Consider the following 18,525-nt stretch of genomic DNA (forward strand, 5'->3'; position numbering starts at 1 on the left):
GGTCTCTCTACCGGGCAGGTGGCGGGCACCCACATAAGCGTTGACGGTCCTGCACTCAGGCCCTCTCCGGACGTGTCCCTGCGGCCGGCCGAGTCCGGAACAGCAGGTTTATAGCCGCCAGGGGGGTACAGATAGCAAGACTGTCCTTCGATGTCAGCGAACAATCAACCGGAGGTGAACATCGGGCTCGTCGGCCACGTCGACCACGGGAAGACGACCCTGGTCCAGGCACTGAGCGGCGAGTGGACCGACCAGCACTCCGAGGAGATGAAACGCGGGATCTCCATCCGGCTGGGCTACGCGGACGCCACGCTGCGTGAGTGTCCGGGGCTCGACGAACCCGAACGGTACACCGTCGAGGAGGAGTGTCCGGACGGCTCGGCCAGCGAACCGCTCCGGACCGTCTCCTTCGTGGACGCGCCGGGTCACGAGACGCTGATGGCGACGATGCTGTCGGGCGCCGCCATCATGGACGGCGCGGTGCTCGTGGTCTCCGCCAGCGAGCCCGTCCCCCAGGCACAGACCGAGGAACACCTGATGGCGCTGGACATCATCGGGATCGACAACATCGTCGTCGCCCAGAACAAGATCGACCTGGTCGACCGCGAGCAGGCCCAGGAGAGCTACGAGCAGATCCAGGAGTTCGTCTCGGGGACCGTCGCCGAGGACGCCCCCATCGTGCCGGTCAGCGCCCAGCAGGGCGTGAACATGGACCTGCTCATCCAGGCCATCGAGGAGGAGATCCCCACGCCCGACCGCGACCCCGACGCGGACGCGGAGCTGCTGGTCGCCCGCAGTTTCGACATCAACCGCCCGGGGACGACCTGGGACGGACTGGCCGGCGGCGTCCTCGGCGGGTCGCTGGTCCAGGGCGAACTCGAGGCCGGCGACGAGGTCGAGTTGCGCCCGGGCCGGGAAGTCGAGGAGGGCGGCCAGACGGAGTGGCAGCCCGTCCAGACCACGGCCCGGTCGCTGCAGGCCGGCGGCGAGACCGTCGATTCGGCGACGCCGGGTGGGCTGCTCGGCGTCGGCACCGGTCTCGACCCCTCAGTCACCAAGGGCGACGCCCTGGCCGGCCAGGTCGCCGGCCCGCCCGGCACCCTGCCGCCGGTCCACCAGCAGTTCACCATGGACGTGGACCTGCTCGACCGGATCGTCGGCGAGGAGGCCGGCGAGGTCGAGGAGATATCGACGGGCGAGCCGCTGATGCTCACCGTCGGCACCGCCACCACCGTCGGCTCGGTCACCAGCGCCCGCGGGGGCGAGTGCGAGGTCGCGCTCAAACGCCCCGTCTGCGCCCGCCCGGGCGTCGGGATCGCCATCAACCGCCGGGTCGGCGCCCGCTGGCGGCTCATCGGCTACGGGACCCTCCAGTGACGACCGCCGTCCTCGACACCAACGCGCTCATGATGCCCGTCGAGTGCGACGTCCGGGTGTTCGAGGAACTGGACCGGCTGCTCGACGCGCCGGAGCCGGTTGTCCCCGCGGCCGTGGTCGCGGAACTAGAGAAACTCGCGGCGGGTGCGGGACAGGAGGCCACGGCCGCGAGCGTCGGGCTGGACCTGGCCGAACGCTGTACCGTCCGGGAGACCGACGCCGACTACGCCGACGACGCGGTGCTGGAGCTGGCCCGCGAGGGCGGGCACGCGGTCACGAACGACGGACCCCTGCGCGAGCGCCTGCGCGAGGCGGGCGTTCCAGTAATTTGTTTACGGGGCCGGAACAAACTCGCCATCATCTGAACATGTACAAACGGGTTAGACTACGCGATACGGTCGAGGTACCACCGGAGGACCTGGCGGACGTGACGCCGGGCCTCGTGAAGCGACTGCTGCAGGACAAACTCGAGGGGCGGATGGACGAGGATGTCGGGAGCGTGGTCTCGGTGATCGAGGTTCACGACATCGGCGAGGGGGCGGTCGTCCCCAACCAGCCCGGCGTCTACTACGAGGCCGAGTTCGACGCCCTGACCTTCGACCCCGACATGCAGGAGGTCGTCGACGGCGAGGTCGTCGAGACGGTCGACTTCGGTGCCTTCGTGGGGATCGGCCCCGTCGACGGCCTGCTGCACGTCTCCCAGATCTCCGACGAGTATCTGGCCTACGACGGGGAGAACGACCAGCTCGCCTCCCGGGAGTCCAACCGCACGCTCGGGACCGGCGACGCCGTCCGGGCCCGGATCGTCACCAAGAGCATCGACGAGCGCAACCCCCGGGACTCGAAGATCGGCCTGACCGCCAAACAGGTCGGGCTGGGCAAACACGGCTGGCTCGACGAGGACCACAAGGAGCGGGAGAAGGCCGAGGCCGGCGCCGAGGCGGGTGAGGACTGATGGCCGACCGCGTGGTCTGCCGGGAGTGTCACCGGGTCCAGGAGAACGTCGAGGTCGAGGCCTGCCAGTCCTGTGGCTCGACGTCGCTGACCGAGGACTGGGCGGGCTACGTCGTCATCACCCACCCCGAAGAGAGCCGGATCGCCGAGGAGATGGAGGTCACCGAACCCGGCGCCTACGCCCTGAAGGTGCGGTAGCGTGGTGGTCGTCGAACTCCAGCCGGCGCTTCGCTCCGAACTCAAGGAGCCGATGGGCCGGATATACACCGACGCCGACGAGCTGCTCGCCGAGGCCGGCACGCCGGTCGTGGCGGTCGGCGACATGGTCACCTACCACCTGCTGGAGGCGGGCCACACCCCCGCCGTCGCGCTGGTCGACGAGCGCACCGAGCGCGAGGCCGTCGACGAGCGCGTCCGGGAAGCGCTGGACGCGGCCGAGTTCGACCGCGAGCGCCGCGTCGAGAACCCCGCGGCGACCCTGACTGCCGACCTCCTGGAGGCGCTCGACGGGGCCATCGGGAGTCAGGAAACGACCCTGCTCGACGTCGACGGCGAGGAGGACCTGGCGGCGCTGCCGGCGATCCTCGCGGCCCCCGACGGCGCGAGCGTCGTCTACGGTCAGCCCGGCGAGGGGATGGTTCTCGTGACCGTCGACAGCGAGGCGCGGGAGGGTGCGCGGGCAATCCTGGCGCAGATGGACGGCGACCCCGAGAGACTGTTCGAGATCCTGGGCGCGTAGCCGGCTCGAACTCCGGACCCCCGTTCCGGTCTGTTCCGGTCCGCTTCTTCCCCCGACCGCTACTCCACCGCAGCGACGCCTCGAAGCGTCGTCACGAACAGACGTCCCGCACCGAGTGCCGGCGAGTACTCGACCCGAGGGTCCGCCAGGGAGAGGGTATCGAGGCGCTCGCCGTCGCCGGAGATGGCGGTCACCCCCTCGCTCGCGACCGCGTACAGCACGTCCCCGGCAGCGACCGGGGCAAACGTCGACGAGGGGAGCGGGGCTGCCCACTCGAGGCTCCCCTCGGCCGCGTCGAACGCGAACAGCCCGGAGGGCTCGTCGCCGGCGTCGCCGATGCCGGCGGCACAGACCAGCCCGTCGACGACTATCGGGTGCCCGTACAGCGTCCCGTACCCGTCCTCGAGCCCGAGCTCCTCGCGGAGTCGCTCGAGCGTTTCGGGGTCTGCGTCTCGAAGGACCACCTCCAGCCCGCCCTCGGCTCCGGGCGGGAACGACCGCCAGCGCTCGCCGCCCCCGGCCTCGGCGGCGACGAGCGGGGCGAAGTCCTGCTGTAATAAATACTGCACCCCGCCGGCCGCGTAGACCCCGCCGTCGACCACGGTCGGCGGGGCCAACGATACCGGCCTGTTCGTGGCGAAGCTAGTCGGAAGGTCGGAAAGCGGAGTCCGCAGACGGATGTCGCCGTCGGTGGTCTCGCGGGCGACGAACGCTCGTCCGTCGCGGCGGTCGAACGTCCAGACGGCTCCGTCGGCGACGCTCAGTCCCGGCCATCCCGGCTCCGGCGGGGTCGCCCCGACGGCCCACCGTTCGGTGCCGTCGCCGGCGTCGAACGCGCGGAGGGTCGCCCCCTCTTGGCCGCTCTCGCGCACGTAGACCGTCCCGTCGGCCACCAGCGGCTGCCCGGAGAGAAACGGGAGCCCGAGGTCCAGCCGGTCCTGCTCCTCGCCGGTGGCCGGGTCGTAGACTGCCAGCCCCAGGCCGTCGTTTATCGAGGCGGGGACGTACAGCCGGCCGTCGTCGACCTCGGGTGCGAACCAGTTGAGTGCGGTGCCGTCCGGAACGGGCGGCTCGACGGACCAGGCGACAGAGCCGTCCTCCGGGTCGGCAGCGACGACCCGGACCGTCAGGTCGGGCTCCCGGAGGCCGCGGTACCCGTGGGTCCAGACCGCGTACTCCCCGGCCAGGACCGGCCAGGACGCTTCACCCTGGATCACCTCGTCCTCCAGGTCGGCCTCATGGAACTCCTCGACGAGGTCCCGGCTCGTCACCCGCCAGGCGACCGACAGCGACTCGCCGGGTCCGGCCGACGCCGAGCGGACGCCGGTGCGTGCCGGGTCACCGCGGAACGTCGACCACCCCGACGCGGAACTGCCGCCCCCGAGTACATCCTCGAGCGCCCCGCAGCCGGCCACCACCGCCGCCCCCGTTGCTGCCCCGGTACGGAGAAGGTCTCTCCGGTGCATGTTCGGGGGATCCACGGTGCCGTATATAAAGGCTACCGCCGCAGGGCGAGCACGTACCGCGTCAGCGACCGGTGGACCGGGCGCTGGAAGGCGGCCTCGGTGGTCCAGCCCGCGCCGCTCGCAGTCCGGGCCCAGGGTCGGTCCCCGACCACGACACACCGCGGGGCGACCCGGCGGGCCTCCCGAAGCGCCTCGCTCATCAGGTCCCCGAGGTTCCCCTCGATCTTCGACTGGCGGCCGTAGGGGGCGTCGAAGACGACGGCGTCGACCGCACCGTCAGCGACCGGCAGGCGGCGGGCGTCGCCGCGGGCGACGCCCCAGTTGACGGCGGGGGCGTCAGTGTCTGGACCGCCGAGCGCGGCCGCGAGGTTCTCCCGGCTTCCCTCGACCATCTTCGCCTGCACGTCCACCCCGAGGACGTCCGCGCCGACGAGGCCGGCCTCGACGAGGATCCCCCCGGTCCCGCACATCGGGTCCAGGACCGTCGCGTCCGGGCGTGCGCCGGCGACGTTCACCAGAGCGCGCGCGAGGTGAGGATCCATGCTGCCGGGCTGGAAGAAGGGACGGTCGGTCGGGTCGGCGCCGAAGTCGCGGTCGGCCTCGACGGCCAGCCAGCCGACCGCACAGACGCCTTCACCGCCCGACTCTTCGGAGAAGAGTACCCGGAGGGTGTGGTCCGGGTCTTCCAGGTCGACGGCGAAGCCGCGGTCGACGAGCACCTGGCCGAGTTCGCGCTCGACGTGCTGGGTGTCGATACCCGTGGTGCCGCGGACGTCCTCGGCGCGGACCGCGACCGTGCCGGTCCGCTGGACGGTCGTCGCCTCCAGCAGGGCGCGGGCACTCGCGACGTCGGCGTCGGTCCGGCCGAGCAGTTCGTCCGCCCGCCGGGTGAAGGCGAGCTGGCGGAGCCGGTCGGTGACGCCGCGGGCGGTCGCCAGCCCCGGCGCGAGCCGGGTGACGTCGCTCGCGGCGCTGCGGGCCTCGAAGACCGCGAAGTCGTCGTCCTGCCCGCCCAGTTCCAGCAGGTACACACCGACCGTGACCGCCACAGCGTCAAGAGCACACCGGTCGGCGGCGCCCGCCGCGTAGCCTCGCCTGTCCCCTCGCCCCCGACTGGTCGGCTCCGCGACGGGTCCGGCCGGTGAGGGGGTTTGTCCGGGCCACGAACCTTTATAAGGTTTAAATACGACGCTTAAACCGAGACATGGTTGACCCCAAGGAAACCATCAACATCGAAAACGTCGTCGCCTCGACGGGGATCGGGCAGGAGCTCGACCTCCAGAGCGTGGCGATGGACCTGGAAGGGGCGGACTACGACCCGGAGCAGTTCCCGGGGCTCGTCTACCGGACACAGCAGCCCAAGTCGGCGGCGCTCATCTTCCGTTCCGGCAAGATCGTCTGCACGGGGGCAAAGAGCACGGACGACGTCCACCAGAGTCTGCGGATCGTCTTCGACAAACTCCGGGACCTGAACATCCAGGTGGAGGACGACCCGGAGATCATCGTCCAGAACATCGTCACCTCCGCGGACCTGGGGCGGAATCTGAATCTCAACGCCATCGCCATCGGGCTGGGGCTGGAGAACATCGAGTACGAGCCCGAGCAGTTCCCCGGCCTCGTGTACCGGCTCGACGAGCCCGACGTGGTGGCGCTTCTGTTCGGGTCGGGGAAGCTCGTGATCACCGGCGGAAAACAGCCCGAGGACGCCGAGGAGGCTGTCGACAAGATCGTCTCCCGGCTGGAGGACCTGGGCCTGCTGGAGTGAGCGAGCGGCCTCCGACCCCGTACCGGTCGGCCGGGCAACGCGAATAGCAGGCTACAAACCGCCGGCGGCCGAAGCCAGCGTATGCTGCTCCAGCTGGTCCCGAGCGGGCTCGTGCCGCTGCTCGTGACCTTCCTGGTCGCGTGGGTGTTCTACGCTCTCACGCTGCATCTCGCGGCCACCTTCTACATCGGCGAAGTGCCGAGCCAGCGGGCCGCCTACGCCGCGCTCATCCCGGCGGCTACCAGCATCCTGCTCGGCCAGTACGGCCAGACCGGCATCGGCCCGCTGACGGCGTCGACGGCAGCCGGGCTCGCCATCCTGGTGACGCTGGTCGCCGACGCGGTCTCGATCAGCTTCGTCTACCGGCTGAAGTGGCGGTCGACGGCGCCGCTCGTGTTGCTTCACTTCGCCTTCGCCGCCGTCCTGGGCGTGGCGCTGAACAACCTCTTCGGGTTCGTGTGAGTGCCGTGGCACGGCCGCCGGAGATGTCGGAGTGTCAGCCGGCCAGCTGGACCGCCAGCCCGTACGCACCCGCCGCGGCGGCCGTCCCGACCCCCAAGAGGGCGACGTTCGCGGCCCGGTTGCTCGCCCGCGTGACGCCGACGGAGACGTGCCGGTCCGAGAGCGGCCAGAAGGGGGTGACGCCCATCGGCGTGAGCGCGTCGGCGGCGATGTGCGAGCAGGTGGTCAGGAAGCCGACGAGGAAGCCGAGCACGCCGACCCCCAGCGCCGTCGCGGGGTCCTCGGCCAGAGAGGCAAGGTCCGTCGAGACCGCGGCCGGGTCACCGGCGGTCGCGAAGGTCACCCCGGCACCGCCGACGACGACGCCGACCAGCAGCGCGAAGCCGACGGTGTGGGTGGGACCGCGGTGCTTGAGTCCGGGGATCCGGGTGTCCCAGTCGGGCACCATCGCCAGCGCGAGTACGACCCCGCCGGCCAGCAGGGCGAGGGTCGGATACCCCAGCACGGCGACCAGGAAACAGACGGGGGCGTAGACCAGAAGCGCCGCGCCGTAGTGGCCGTCCCGGTACATCAGTAGCTCACCCGGTAGGCGAGGTCGCCGTCGGACTCCCCGGAGCCCCCGGCGCCATCGGCTGCCCCGTCGACCGGCTCGACGGCCTCGGCAGTGCGTAGCCGGATCCGCCGTTCCTGTTTCGTCCGGACGGGAAAGTCGTAGTGCTCGGCCTCGTAGTCGAGCGTCTCGCCGGCGTCGCGGCGGTCGGCGACGAACTCCCGGTGGGCCGCGAGCCGGCGGTCGACCACCCGCTCCGAGAGGTCGGGCACCTCGCCGGCCCGGCCGGTGAACGCGTCGAGGAAGGCGCCGTCGAGTTCGTACCCCACCGAGTCGCGGCCGGCGACCATCGCCGCCAGCGTCGTCGTTCCGGTCCCCCAGAAGGGGTCGAGCACCCGGTCGCCGTACACCGAGAACATATTTATCAGGCGGTAGGGGACCGCGAAGGGGAAGGCGGCAGCGCGGTCCCGGCGGCCGTCGCCGGACAAGTCCTGAAGCCGTCCGCGCACGTCCGTCCAGACGTCCGAGAACCAGCGGTTGCGCTCCTCCCAGAAGTAGGCGGACTCGTAGCGGCGGTCGTCGCCGGGCGGGAAGGAGCGCCGGGCGCCCTTCCGGAGGACGAGGACGTGCTCGTGCTCCAGGGTGACGTAGGCGTTGGGCGGGACCATCCCCGAGCCCATGAACTTCGCGGTGCTGTTGGCGGGCTTGCGCCAGAGGATTTCGGGCAGGGGGTCGAAGCCCAGACCCACGAAGGTATCGAGGACCCGGCTGTGATTCGGGTAGACCCGGAAGCGTTCGAGCGTCCGGGTGGCGTCGCCGACGTTGACGCAGGCGACCCCGCCCGGCCGGAGGACGCGGGCCAGTTCCGCCCAGACGTCGTCGAGGACGGCGTGCATCGCCTCGAAGGCCGCCTCGCCGTCGCCGGCGGCCAGCGCGTCGGCTGCGTCGGCCGAGAGGTCGGCGAAGAGGTCGTCCCACAGCTCGACCATCGGGTACGGCGGCGAGGTGACGACGAGGTCGACGCTCCCGTCAGGGAGGTCGAGGTCGCGGGCGTCGGCGGCGTGGACCTCGTGGGTCGTCTTCATCTACTCGACCAGCCGCTCGATCTCGGTGACGAGCACGTCGCTCGCCCCCGCTTCCTTGAGGTCCGCGATGGTCTCGAAGACCCGCTCTTCCTCGACGACGGCGTGGACGGCGACCGCGTCGCTGCCCGCGATGTCCATCACCGTCGGGCCGCCCATCCCCGGCAGCACTTCCTTCACCGCCTCGAGGTCGCTCCCGTCGACGTTCATCATCAGATAGCGGCGGTCCTCCGCGGCGAGTACCGAGCCGAGCGCGGTGGTCACCTGCTCGACCTTGGGGTCCCCGGCTGTCTCCGGGCGGGCAAAGAGGCGGACCGAGGACTCGAGCACCTCGTCGACGACGGCCAGGCGGTTCATCCGCAGCGTCGTGCCCGTGGAGGTGATGTCGACGATGGCGTCGGCGATGTCGACGTGCGGGGTGAGTTCGGTCGCGCCCGACACCTCGACGATGTCCACGTCGACCCCGAGGTCGTCGAAGTAGGCGCGGGTAATGCTGGGGAACTCGGTGGCGACGGTCCCGCCAGCGAGGTCGCCCGGCTCGGAGACCGGGCCGTCTTCCGGCGTCGCGAGAACCAGCCGGCAGGCCCCGAACTCCAGGTCCAGCAGGTCCACGAGGTCGACGCCGGACTCCCGGACCTGGTCCAGCCCCGTGAGCCCGACGTCGGCGGCGCCGTCGGCGACGTACTCGGGGATGTCGGACGCGCGGGCGAAGAGGACCGTCACGTCGGGGTCGACGGTGTCGGCGTAGAGCTTGCGGTCGGCCCCGTCGACCAGGTGCAGGCCCGCCCGCTCCAGCAGGTCGACCGCCGGGTCGTGCAGGCGGCCCTTGTTGGGGACGGCGATGCGCATACCCTCCCTGGCAGGTCCCGCGAGTAGTGTCTTTCCCCTCCGGGCTCGGTCTAGTACGCAGTCGTGCTGTCGGGGATACTGGGACCAGCAAGAAAGCCCCGGGCGTCTGGACTCGGGAGCACCGGCAGACTCACTCTGTTCGTCTGCCGAGCCTCCGCTCGCTGCGCTCGCGGAGACCTCGCTGCGGTCCTCGGCTCACTCCGTTCGCCTGCGGTCTCTGCTCGCGGGCCTTCGGCCCGCTCGCATGGTCCAAGGGACCGACGGTCCCTCGCTACTTGCGTCAGCCGCCATCGTCCAGACGCCCGCCCCTTTCAGTCCCGCCCTCGCCCTCGCGCCGGCGGACGGTCCCGCCGCTGAGACCGTCCCAGACGACCCGGTAGCCCAGCCGCGAGAGGGCCGCGCTCGCGTCGTCGACGCCGCACTCGGCCAGCACCGCCTCCGCCTCCGAGAGGGTCATCCCCGCCTCGACCCGGTCGGCGAGCTCTCCGAGGACGGCGGGCCGGACCAGCGTCCGGCCGACGCGCTCGTGGTCCGGGAAGGATTTGTCCTCGACGACCCGCTCGCTGACGCCGTACTCGGTGGCGAGGTCGGCGATGGTCACGACATCGGCGTCCGGGCGCAGTTCGTCGGGGAGGCCCGCAGCAGCTTCGGCGGCCAGTTCGTCCTCGTAATCCCGGAGGGCGTCCCGGACGTGCTTCACGCGCACGGAGCCCGAGTAGGGGATGGCGCGGTGGTCGCGAGCCTCGATTTCCTCGCCGACCCCCAGGCTCTCGTCGACGGCCACGAGTATCTCCACGTCCTCGATGGCCTCGAGCCGGGCGAGCTTCTTCGCGACGTACTCGGGGGTCCAGAAGCCCATGACCTCGAAGTAGACCCGGAAGTCGCCGTGTCGGTAGTCGAAGGCGAAGTCGGGGATGACGACGTGTTCGCCGGCCGCGACCGCGTCGGGCTCGCGGACCAGCGCCCAGTCCAACTCCAGCGAGGAAAAGCGGGCGGCGAAGTCGGCCTCGACGCCGCTGTCGTAGCTCACCTCGGTGACGGGGTCGGACTCGGGCACCGACACGTCCGCGTCCGTGAGGACGAGTTCCCGCTCGGTGCCGCGGTCGTCGACGGTCGCCCGGAGCTCCCACTCGCGGGTCGCGGCGACGGAGCGCAGCAGGCGGGCGAAGCGGGTGCCGTACCGGCGGGTCGACCGGAAGAGGGCGTCCGGCCCGGTCACCACCACCTCGCGGTCGGTATCGGCGACCCGCCGGCGCTCGCCCTCGGGGAGCCGGCGGACCTCGTACATCAGCCGGAGCCGCTTGACCGCCGAGACCACCCGCCGGGGGTCACTCGAGCGCACCCGGACCTCGGTCGCGTCGAACAGCGCGGTCTGGGCCAGCGAGAGGTTGTACTGGTCGACCAGCACCGCCGGCTCCCAGGCCCGGCCGAGGTCCGCGAGCACCTGCCGGTCCTCGAGGTCGGCGTACAGCGACTCTTCGAACTCCTCGGGTGTCGCGTCGAGGCCCTCGGCGGCGTCCGCGAGCGCCGCCTCCCGCTCGGCGTCGGTGACGACGCCGGCCCGCTCGCCGGCCTCGAAGGTCGCCCGGCGGGCCCGGCGCGGGTCGACCGGGGCGCGGGTCTCGAAGGCCGCCTCCCGCTCCAGCAGCTTCGCGAACCCCCGGACGAGCTTGAAGTCGTCGCTGTCGCGCTCGATGTCCCGGAGCGCCCCCTTCAGTGTCCTGCGCTGCTCGCCGACGTGGCCCTGGTAGCAGCCGAGGACGCGGGCCGCGAGTGTCGTCTCGTCCTCGCCGGCAAACTGCGGGTGGTAGCCGCCGCCGGCCCGCGAGACGCGCAGGAGCTCCTTCGTGAGCACGGCCGCCCCTCGGCGGGCCAGCGACAAAAGGACGGCGCGGCGCTCGTTGCCGGCGGCTCCCGGGGTGGCGGGAACGGAAATGGGGGTGGAAGGGGGGAAACGGGGGGACAGGTGGGGTGGTGGGAGTTCGCGGCGGACAGTCAGCCCCCGTGGCGAGGGGTGCCGGGTGGGTGGCGGCCGGGGTGCCACGTGACGTGACTGGGGGTCGGGGGGTCGGTCGACGCGGCCGAACCGCGCCGGCGCTCCCGTCGGATCCGGCGGGTGAACCGCACACCGTGCGTGCCGGCACCCACGCTGTCCGCACCCACGGCTAGTGACTACACCGTCATTATCTCACGTTCTACCCGCTTGACCGCCGGCAGCGTCGTGGAACGTGTCCTGGTCTGATACGCAAGGGACGGGAGATCCATCGAAGGGTGAGATATAACCGTCACCTGGCCGTGGTGTATGTCGAGAACTGACATGGGACACGACGAACTCGCGGGGTCGACACTCCGGGAGACCGTCCGAAAGCGCGCAGACGTCCTGGAGAGCCTCCGCGACGAGGTAGCCGGCAAGCCGGCCCTGGTCGAGCGACTCGGCGTCTCGCGGTCGACGGTCGACCGTGCGGTCGACGACCTGGTCGGAGCCGGGCTGGTCCGGCGTGTCGACAGCGAGTACCGTATGACGCCCCAGGGACGGATGGCGCTCGACATCCACGAGGAGTACGTTGAGCTGACCGACGCACTCGGGGAGGCGGCTCCCGTCCTCGACGCGCTCCCGGCAGGTGCGCCCTTCCCCCGCTCGATGGTCGAGACCGGAACCGTCCGTCTCGCCCAGCCCCACGCTCCGGAGAGCGCCATCACCGAGGCCCTCGACGCCCTGGAGTCCGCCGAGCGGCTGCGGGTGTTCTCGCCGGTCGTCAAGTCCAGCTACGTCCGGCCGGTCGCCGAGGAGGTCGTCGGACGCGGACTCGACGTCGACCTCATCCTCGGGGCGGAGGCCAGCGAGTCGCTGGTCGCGCTGGCCGAGGTGACCGACGCCGTCGAAGACCTGGTCGATGCCCCCTCCTTCACCCTTCACCGGACCGACCGCGACCTGCCCTTTCTGCTGTATCTCCTGCTCGGCGGCGAGAGCGACGCCACCGGTATCACCGTCCACGAGGAGGGCGGGATCGTCGGCTCGGTCACTACCCGCGACGAGGCCGCCGTCTCCTGGGCCCGCGGGCTCTACGAGGACGTCGCGGCCGACGCTGAGGCGGTCGCTTCGTCGTCACTCGAGTTCTGACCCCGGCTCCCGTCCGTGGACCGGCCACCGGAGTGGACGTCCTGCCGCGGGCTGCTGGCTCGGCCACATTGGTTCGTCGCTGTGCCGTGGCCCGTCGCGCTTCGCCGTCGGGTCGAAGTCCGTGCCGTCGTCGGCTCATCTTCGTTTCGTCCCGCGCCGACCGTCGACAGATAAATAAGGTTCATCGCGAAACTGGGAGAGGTACGGTGTCCTGTCGTGGACGACAGAATCTCGCTGCCGTCGCCGGAGGAGGTCGCAGACCTGCGGCTCCCCGAGACCGCTCGCGAGGTGGTCGGGGTCTACGACCGGCGGGTCGGCGACCGGCCCCGGTACCTCTGGAAGTGGCTCTACGAGGTGTTCCCCCGGTACCGGCTCTCGTCGGTCCCCGACCGCCACAGCGGGACCGTCCGTGAGGGAAAACTCCTGTTGACGGTTTACTACACGCTACTCGACGACCTCGCCGACCTCCACGGTGACCGGGCCACGTTCCTCGAAGCCCGCAAACTCGCGCTCCCGCGTGCACGTGTCGACGACACTGCCGGCGTCGACACCGACTACCTGGCACTGGCCCGGCTGGTGTGGGAGGCCGTCGAGGAGACCCTCGGGGCGGCCCCCCGGGCCGACGAGTTCGAGTCGACGTTCCAGTTCGACCTCGAACAGGTGCTCAACGCGATGCACTACGGGATGCTCGTCAACGAGTGCCCGGCCGCGGCGACCGAGACCGGGACCGCGACCTACAGCGAGCACAACATGGCCCAGTTCAGCTACGCCGACCTCGATATCATGTTCTCCCCGGGCTTTTCGACTGCCGACCTCCGGCCGCTCAGGGAGGTGGTCTGGACGGCACAGCGGCTGGCCCGCATCGCGAACTGGGTCGCCACCTGGGAGCGCGAGGTCGGCGAAGGCGACCCGACCTCCGGGGTCGTCGTGCACGCCCTCCAGGAGGGCGTCGTCGACCTGGCGGAACTCGAGGACCCGGCGGTCTCCGGTGACGTCCTCGTCGACCGCATCCGCGAGGCGGGGGTCGAACGGCACTTCCTCGAGGAGTGGGACCGCCTGTACGACCGGCTCCGCGAGCGCTCCCACGACACCGAGAGCGTCGACCTGGGCGCCTACGTCGCCGGCATGGACGAGATGCGGCAACTCTACCTCGACAACCGCGGCCGGATCTGACGGACGCGGTCGGATTCTCGCCTGGCGGGGCCGGGCCGTCAGTTGCGGCGGTTGGAGGGGGCGCGCTCGGGCGGGTCGGCCTCGACCCAGTTGGCCTCGTCAAGCACCACCCGCGAGATGGCCGCAGCCACCCGGCGGGCGGTCTCCTTGCGGCCGAAAAAGGAGACGTTGCCGAGCGAGGCGCTGACCGACCGGCTCACCTCCGCCGTCGGCAGCGACTCGTCGCCGACGACGTCCTCCACCTCGCGGGTGAGCCGCTCGGCGACCTCCTGGTGGGCGGTCGGCGCGAGCTGGCGGCCGGCGGGCAGCAGGTCGTAGGTGACCGCGTACCCCTCCTCGTAGGCCTCGACGGCGAAGAAGGGGACGCGCTCGCGCTGGGCGGCGGCGTAGCCCTCCTCGACCGCCTCGCGACCCTCGTACAGCGGGACCTCGGACGGTTCATACCCCTGTGTCACGCCTTCGGGTAGGGGACTCGGGCGTATGTAGTTGTTCCCGGGGCGGCACGGGGCATCCGCCCCCGACGCCGCCCGTCCGGCTACCGTCGACGGTCGGCCACCCGCTGCTCGGCCGTCTCCACCGTCACGAGTTCGTACAGCAGCGCCCGCTCGCCGTCGCCGGGCCGGAGCAGCCGGCCGAGCCGCTGGGTGAACTCCCGCTCGCTGCCGGAGCCGGCGAGCAGGACCCCCACGTTCGCGTCCGGGACGTCCACCCCCTCGTCGAGGACGTTCGCGGTGACGACCCGGGAGTAGGTGCCCGACCGGAACCGCTCGAGTATCTCGCGGCGCTCGTCGGTGCCCGTCTCGTGGGTGATCGCGGGGATCAGAAAGCGTTCGGAGACCCGGTAGACGAGGTCGGTCGAGGCGGTGAAGACGATGACCCGGTCCCCGCGGTGACGGTCCAGGAGGTCGGCGAGGCGGTCGACCTTGCGCCGGGCGGTCATGACCACCTCGCGGGCCCGCTGTTTGGCCAGCAGTGCCTCCCGGGCCCGCGGGTCCGTCCCCGACCGCTTCACGAGTTCCTGGTAGTCGCTGCCGCTCCGGAGCTGAATGTTCGACGACGCCAGGTAGTCGGTGAACGTCCCCTGGTACCGCTCGTAGCGTTCCCGTTCCCCGGGGGTGAGCTCGACCTCCAGACGCTTGATGTCGTAGGGAGCGAGGTGCTCGCCGGCCAGGTCCTCCGGCGACAGCCGGTAGACGACCGGCCCCAGAAGCTCCGCCACGGCCTCGTGGGCGCCGTCGGGGCGTTCGAAGGTGGCGGTCAGTCCCAGTCGGGCTGGCGCGGCCAGCAGGCGGGCGATGTCGCGGTAGCCCTCGCCGCCGAGGTGGTGGACTTCGTCGAAGACGACGAGCCCGAACCGGTCGCCCAGTTCGTCCGCGCGGAGGTACGCGGAGTCGTAGGTGGCGACGGTCACCTCCCCCACGCGCTGCTTGCCCCCGCCGAGCCGGCCGATGTCGGCGTCGAACTCCCGGGCGAGTTCCTCGTGCCACTGCTCCAGCAGGTCGATCGTGGGGACGACCACGAGCGCGGGCGCGCCGACGGCCGCGACTGCCGCGAGGCCGATGACGGTCTTGCCGCTGCCGGTCGGGAGTTCGACCACCCCGCGCCGGTCGGCGTCGGTCCACGCCTCGAGGGCGTCCCGCTGGTAGGGCCGGAGTTCGTAGGCCGACGCGAGGTCGAGGCCGGGCGAGTCCAGAACGCCGTCGTCGACGCTCACGCCGCGGTCCGCGAGGACACCCCGGAGTTCGGCGTACCGGTAGGCGGGCGCGCGGCCGGACCCCGAGCGCGGGTCCAGTTCGACACCCGGCAGGTCCGCGAGGACCTCCTCCGGTCCGTCGACCCGGACTGTTCCCTCCTCGAAGCGAAGCGTGACGTCGGCCACAGTGGAGGTGGGAGCGACGGGGGGAAAAGCCTGTCCGGCGACCGTCACGCTAACGGCATCCGCGCCCCAAGCGAGGGTAATGAGTGACTCCTCCGAGGCCGACGGCGAGGGCGAGGGGGTCGGCGACGGACCGCCCGACGAGCCGGCCGACCCACGAGCGGCGGCCGCCGAGGACGGTCGGGTCGGGGCCGACGACAGCGTGGCCTCCGGCAACGGCCCCGACGGCGGGAGCGAGCAGGAGGACGCCGAACTCGACGCGCTCCGCCGGGAGGTCGAGGAGAAGTACGACTTCGAGAACTTCGGACCCCGGGACATGGCGGAGATGAGCCAGCAGGAGTGGGAGGCGGCCTTCGACCCCGATACCTGGATCACCGGCGAGGAGCTGCTGGACCGGGTCGAGGCCGACGTCAAAAACCGGGTGGCGAGCCGGGACATCTTCGCCCGCGTCGAGCGGTTCGACGACCTGCTGATCGCCTACTCCGACAACGGCTACGCCGCGGTCTACCCCGACGGGAGCGTCGAGGGTCGGGGGACGGTGCTCCGGGACGTGAAGCCGGTCGTGGCGCTGTGCTCGATGGACTCCTACGAGGTGCCCGACGCCCCCGAGGAGGCCGTGCTGCCGGCACCCCAGGAGGTCCCCGAGTCCAGCGACGCGCTCGGCAACACCGTCCTCCAGGTCGTCGCGGGCGCACAGGTGCTCGCCGGGCTGGCGCTGTTCGTCGCCTCGCTGCTCTACGGCTTCGGTATCATCTCACAGCCGGGGACGACCTCGCAGTTCAGCAACCCGGCGCTTCTGTTCGTCGCCGCCCTGGGGTTTCTGGTGATCGGGGTCGCCCTCTTCGCCGTGGTCGCCAACGCCCGCCTCTCCGACAAGTACCGCGCCGAGGAGTTCCGCAACCGGCTGCGTGCGGTCGGGCTGGAAGACGGCGAGCGGCCGGACTTTCTCGACGAGCTCTCCGGCGTCGAAGGGGAGCTCCCCGAGGAACTGGTCCGGGAGGGCGGAGCCGACGACGCCGGGGAGGAACCGGCCGGCGAGGGGAGCGGCGACGAGCGTCCGGCGGGCTGACGGGAACCCCCAATACTGGGGGTGGACGCACGGCTCGACAGACCCGTCCGTAGCGGCCGGAAAGCGCCACCCGTTCCGGGTATTCGGTGGGTTTATACAATCACAGTCCTGACCCACGTCTGTACATGAACCGACGGGATTTCCTCCGGACGGCCGCCGCCGGTGCCGGCGGTTCCGCCGCTGCCGCCGGTGCCGCCGCCCCGGCAGCCGCCCAGGAGACGACGGGCGGTGGCGGCGGTGGCGGGGAGCCGGATTTCGGCGGGTGGCTGGACGACGTCGGGAATTTCAACGGCGTCGAGGACATGCGCGGGAACGACCAGGTCACCGTCCAAGTCGGGACGGAGGCCAACGGTGGTCCCTACGGGTACACTCCCGCTGCCGTTCACGTCGACGCCGGGACCACCATCCAGTTCGAGTGGACCGGCAATCAGGAACACAACGTCGTCCACCAGGACGGCGAGTTCGAGAGTGACCTCTACACCGCCGCCGGCGTCAACTACGAGTATACCTTCGAGGAAGACGGCATTTACAACTACTACTGTACGCCACACCGGGGGCTGGGGATGAAAGGGTCAGTGGTCGTCGGGTCGGACTACCCAACCGCCGGCGGCGGCGACGGTGGCGGTGTGACGCCGCTGAACCCCGAGCACATGGGCGTGCCGTTCCAGGCCCACTTCGTCGGGCTAGCGACGATCCTCGCCATCCTCTCCTCGCTGGTCTTCACCTTCTACCTGCTGAAGTACGGCGAGTCCTCACACACCAAGGGAGGGAACTGAGATGCCATCCGAAGGAAGCACCTACGGCGACATCCACCGGTACGAACCGCCCCGCGAGAGCACGGCCGCGGCGGTCGCGATCGTCTTGCTGACCGTCGTCGAGATCGTGTTGGTCGGCCTGTTCACCTTCGGCCTCGTCAACGGCTGGGGGCTGCCGGACCTGACTGGCGCGGTCGGGAACATGTTCCTCGGGACGGTGCTCGCGGCTATCTTCATCAACCTCGCCTTCATCATGCTGCTGTACCGAAAGGAGTTCCTCCCGGACGTGATGATCGTCAAGAAGCGTCGCCGGAAGTGGGAGGACCTGTATATCCGCGAGGAGGACGTCGACGGCGAGTCGATCACGGACGGCCTCGGTGACAGCATCAAACGCGCGGTCTACCCCTACTACAAACGCTAACCATGCCAGAAAACGAAGACAAGTATCCGACGCAGTCAGGCCGGCGCCGCTTCGTGAAGGGCGTCGTCGGCAGCGCGGCGCTGTCGGGCGTCGCCGCCGGGACCGCGGCGACTGTCAACTCAGCGACCTCCTCCGGCGGGGCCGGAGGCGGTACGACGCAGTTCATCGCCATCGAGAACACCGCCGGCCCCGCGCCCCGCGGGATGCCGGTCATCCCCATCGAGATCGACGGCGGCGAGCTCAGCGGGCTGTGGCCGGAGGTGCGCGAGATCCAGGAGGGGGGTCGGACCATCCAGATCGCCGAACAGGACGTCGGCGGTGTCACCTACTCCTCGGCGTGGTTCCAGTACTGTGGCGTCCAGCAGTACTCGAGCGCACAGCCCAGCACCGAGGCGAACAACACCTTCCTCGCGGGCGGTGGCTACGACTGGATGGAAAGCGTCGAGCGCGGCGAGCCCCTCACCGTCGACATGTTCGACGACTACGAGGAGTGGGGCAACGGGATCGGCCGGGAGGGGATAGGCAAACCCGCCTCGGCAACCTGGCGCCAGCCCGAGGAGGGTCGTGGCATGCCCGTGCAGGTCATCCGGAGCGTCGAGGTCGAGAAGATGGCGAACGGCGAGGGGCGGTACGCGAGCCTGCCGGGGGACGTCCGGTCCTTCATCAGCGCCGCGACCCAGGACGGCTTCCTGGCCTGGCTCAACAAGTGCACCCACTTCTGCTGTACGCCGGGGTTCAAGAACGACCCCGGGAGCGAACAGTACGGCGGGGGAGACCGGGTGTACTGCCAGTGCCACCAGTCGCTGTACAACCCGTTCAGCCCCGTGAGAGCACAGTTCGTCGCCCTGCCGCGTCCCCTGGAGTGA

General features: G+C 70.8%; 21 protein-coding genes. 13 read left to right on the forward strand and 8 right to left on the reverse strand.

Translation table 11 applies throughout. The features are described from left to right. The first annotated feature begins 150 nt into the window (after window positions 1-150). The 5 genes from GN153_RS14395 to GN153_RS14415 are packed head-to-tail and all read left to right on the forward strand — an operon-like array spanning window position 151 to window position 3,070. A complete protein-coding gene (locus tag GN153_RS14395; protein ID WP_159904004.1) occupies window positions 151-1,377 on the forward strand; it encodes a translation initiation factor IF-2 subunit gamma in 1,227 nt (408 codons plus the stop codon). Between the two features lie 29 nt (window positions 1,378-1,406). After that, on the forward strand, window positions 1,407-1,742 hold the full coding sequence (locus GN153_RS14400) for a PIN domain-containing protein (RefSeq protein WP_159905033.1): 336 nt from the start codon (window positions 1,407-1,409) through the stop codon (window positions 1,740-1,742). Between the two features lie 2 nt (window positions 1,743-1,744). Further along, window positions 1,745-2,332: a DNA-directed RNA polymerase gene (locus tag GN153_RS14405; RefSeq protein WP_159904006.1), complete on the forward strand. Its 588-nt coding sequence runs from the start codon at window positions 1,745-1,747 to the stop codon at window positions 2,330-2,332. Continuing rightward, window positions 2,332-2,529 carry a transcription elongation factor subunit Spt4 gene (gene spt4, locus GN153_RS14410; RefSeq protein ID WP_201287924.1) on the forward strand — a complete coding sequence of 66 codons (198 nt, stop codon included), beginning with the start codon at window positions 2,332-2,334 and terminating at the stop codon, window positions 2,527-2,529. The genes GN153_RS14405 and spt4 overlap by 1 nt, the downstream gene beginning before the upstream one ends. Before the next feature lie 52 nt (window positions 2,530-2,581). Next, complete coding sequence (locus GN153_RS14415; RefSeq protein WP_159905037.1) at window positions 2,582-3,070, forward strand: GTP-dependent dephospho-CoA kinase family protein; 489 nt, start codon at window positions 2,582-2,584, stop codon at window positions 3,068-3,070. 59 nt (window positions 3,071-3,129) lie between these two features. Here GN153_RS14415 and GN153_RS14420 read toward each other — a convergent pair whose 3' ends face one another. Then, window positions 3,130-4,536, reverse strand: a complete 1,407-nt coding sequence (locus GN153_RS14420; RefSeq protein ID WP_159905039.1) for an outer membrane protein assembly factor BamB family protein — start codon at window positions 4,534-4,536, stop codon at window positions 3,130-3,132. Window positions 4,537-4,568: 32 nt separating this feature from the next. Then, complete coding sequence (locus tag GN153_RS14425; RefSeq protein WP_159904008.1) at window positions 4,569-5,567, reverse strand: methyltransferase domain-containing protein; 999 nt, start codon at window positions 5,565-5,567, stop codon at window positions 4,569-4,571. A gap of 173 nt (window positions 5,568-5,740) precedes the next feature. Here GN153_RS14425 and GN153_RS14430 point away from each other — a divergent pair, with 173 nt between their 5' ends. Together GN153_RS14430 and GN153_RS14435 are read left to right on the forward strand one after the other, a co-directional pair. Next, a complete protein-coding gene (locus GN153_RS14430) occupies window positions 5,741-6,301 on the forward strand; it encodes a TATA-box-binding protein (protein ID WP_159904010.1) in 561 nt (186 codons plus the stop codon). 81 nt (window positions 6,302-6,382) lie between these two features. After that, window positions 6,383-6,763: a DUF7473 family protein gene (locus GN153_RS14435; protein WP_159904012.1), complete on the forward strand. Its 381-nt coding sequence runs from the start codon at window positions 6,383-6,385 to the stop codon at window positions 6,761-6,763. 34 nt (window positions 6,764-6,797) lie between these two features. On the opposite strand, the gene GN153_RS14440 is transcribed toward GN153_RS14435, so the two are convergent. The 4 genes from GN153_RS14440 to GN153_RS14455 all read right to left on the reverse strand — a co-directional run bounded on the left by GN153_RS14440 (window position 6,798) and on the right by GN153_RS14455 (window position 11,099). Next, complete coding sequence (locus tag GN153_RS14440) at window positions 6,798-7,334, reverse strand: metal-dependent hydrolase (RefSeq protein ID WP_159904014.1); 537 nt, start codon at window positions 7,332-7,334, stop codon at window positions 6,798-6,800. Further along, window positions 7,334-8,398: a DNA-methyltransferase gene (locus GN153_RS14445; protein ID WP_159904016.1), complete on the reverse strand. Its 1,065-nt coding sequence runs from the start codon at window positions 8,396-8,398 to the stop codon at window positions 7,334-7,336. The genes GN153_RS14440 and GN153_RS14445 overlap by 1 nt, the downstream gene beginning before the upstream one ends. Further along, window positions 8,399-9,244 (reverse strand): ATP phosphoribosyltransferase, encoded by an 846-nt coding sequence (gene hisG, locus GN153_RS14450; RefSeq protein ID WP_159904018.1) that lies wholly within the window; start codon window positions 9,242-9,244, stop codon window positions 8,399-8,401. Window positions 9,245-9,524: 280 nt separating this feature from the next. Next, window positions 9,525-11,099 (reverse strand): DUF790 family protein, encoded by a 1,575-nt coding sequence (locus GN153_RS14455; protein ID WP_159904020.1) that lies wholly within the window; start codon window positions 11,097-11,099, stop codon window positions 9,525-9,527. 447 nt (window positions 11,100-11,546) lie between these two features. On the opposite strand from GN153_RS14455, the gene GN153_RS14460 reads away from it, so the two are divergent. Then, window positions 11,547-12,365, forward strand: coding sequence for a helix-turn-helix transcriptional regulator (locus GN153_RS14460; protein ID WP_159904022.1), 819 nt, complete (start codon window positions 11,547-11,549; stop codon window positions 12,363-12,365). Window positions 12,366-12,581: 216 nt separating this feature from the next. After that, window positions 12,582-13,538 carry a hypothetical protein gene (locus GN153_RS14465; RefSeq protein ID WP_159904024.1) on the forward strand — a complete coding sequence of 319 codons (957 nt, stop codon included), beginning with the start codon at window positions 12,582-12,584 and terminating at the stop codon, window positions 13,536-13,538. A gap of 38 nt (window positions 13,539-13,576) precedes the next feature. Here GN153_RS14465 and GN153_RS14470 read toward each other — a convergent pair whose 3' ends face one another. Both GN153_RS14470 and GN153_RS14475 read right to left on the reverse strand, forming a co-directional pair. Beyond that, complete coding sequence (locus GN153_RS14470) at window positions 13,577-13,993, reverse strand: hypothetical protein (protein WP_159904026.1); 417 nt, start codon at window positions 13,991-13,993, stop codon at window positions 13,577-13,579. An 80-nt stretch (window positions 13,994-14,073) separates the two neighbouring features. Further along, complete coding sequence (locus GN153_RS14475) at window positions 14,074-15,417, reverse strand: DEAD/DEAH box helicase family protein (protein WP_159904028.1); 1,344 nt, start codon at window positions 15,415-15,417, stop codon at window positions 14,074-14,076. 79 nt (window positions 15,418-15,496) lie between these two features. Here GN153_RS14475 and GN153_RS14480 point away from each other — a divergent pair, with 79 nt between their 5' ends. The 4 genes from GN153_RS14480 (at window position 15,497) to GN153_RS14495 (ending at window position 18,525) form a co-directional block, all read left to right on the forward strand. Beyond that, window positions 15,497-16,483, forward strand: a complete 987-nt coding sequence (locus tag GN153_RS14480) for a DUF7319 domain-containing protein (RefSeq protein ID WP_236544827.1) — start codon at window positions 15,497-15,499, stop codon at window positions 16,481-16,483. A 125-nt stretch (window positions 16,484-16,608) separates the two neighbouring features. Further along, the gene (locus tag GN153_RS14485; protein ID WP_159904030.1) at window positions 16,609-17,259 is read left to right on the forward strand and encodes a halocyanin domain-containing protein; all 651 of its coding nucleotides are present in this window, start codon (window positions 16,609-16,611) and stop codon (window positions 17,257-17,259) included. A 1-nt stretch (window position 17,260) separates the two neighbouring features. Next, entirely contained in the window at window positions 17,261-17,659 is a 399-nt protein-coding gene (locus GN153_RS14490; RefSeq protein ID WP_159904032.1) for a DUF7318 family protein, read from the forward strand. Window positions 17,660-17,661: 2 nt separating this feature from the next. Beyond that, window positions 17,662-18,525, forward strand: a complete 864-nt coding sequence (locus GN153_RS14495; RefSeq protein WP_159904034.1) for a ubiquinol-cytochrome c reductase iron-sulfur subunit — start codon at window positions 17,662-17,664, stop codon at window positions 18,523-18,525.

The sequence above is a fragment of the Salinirussus salinus genome, from assembly GCF_009831455.1.
In the GTDB taxonomy this organism is placed as follows: Archaea; Halobacteriota; Halobacteria; order Halobacteriales; family Haloarculaceae; genus Salinirussus; species Salinirussus salinus.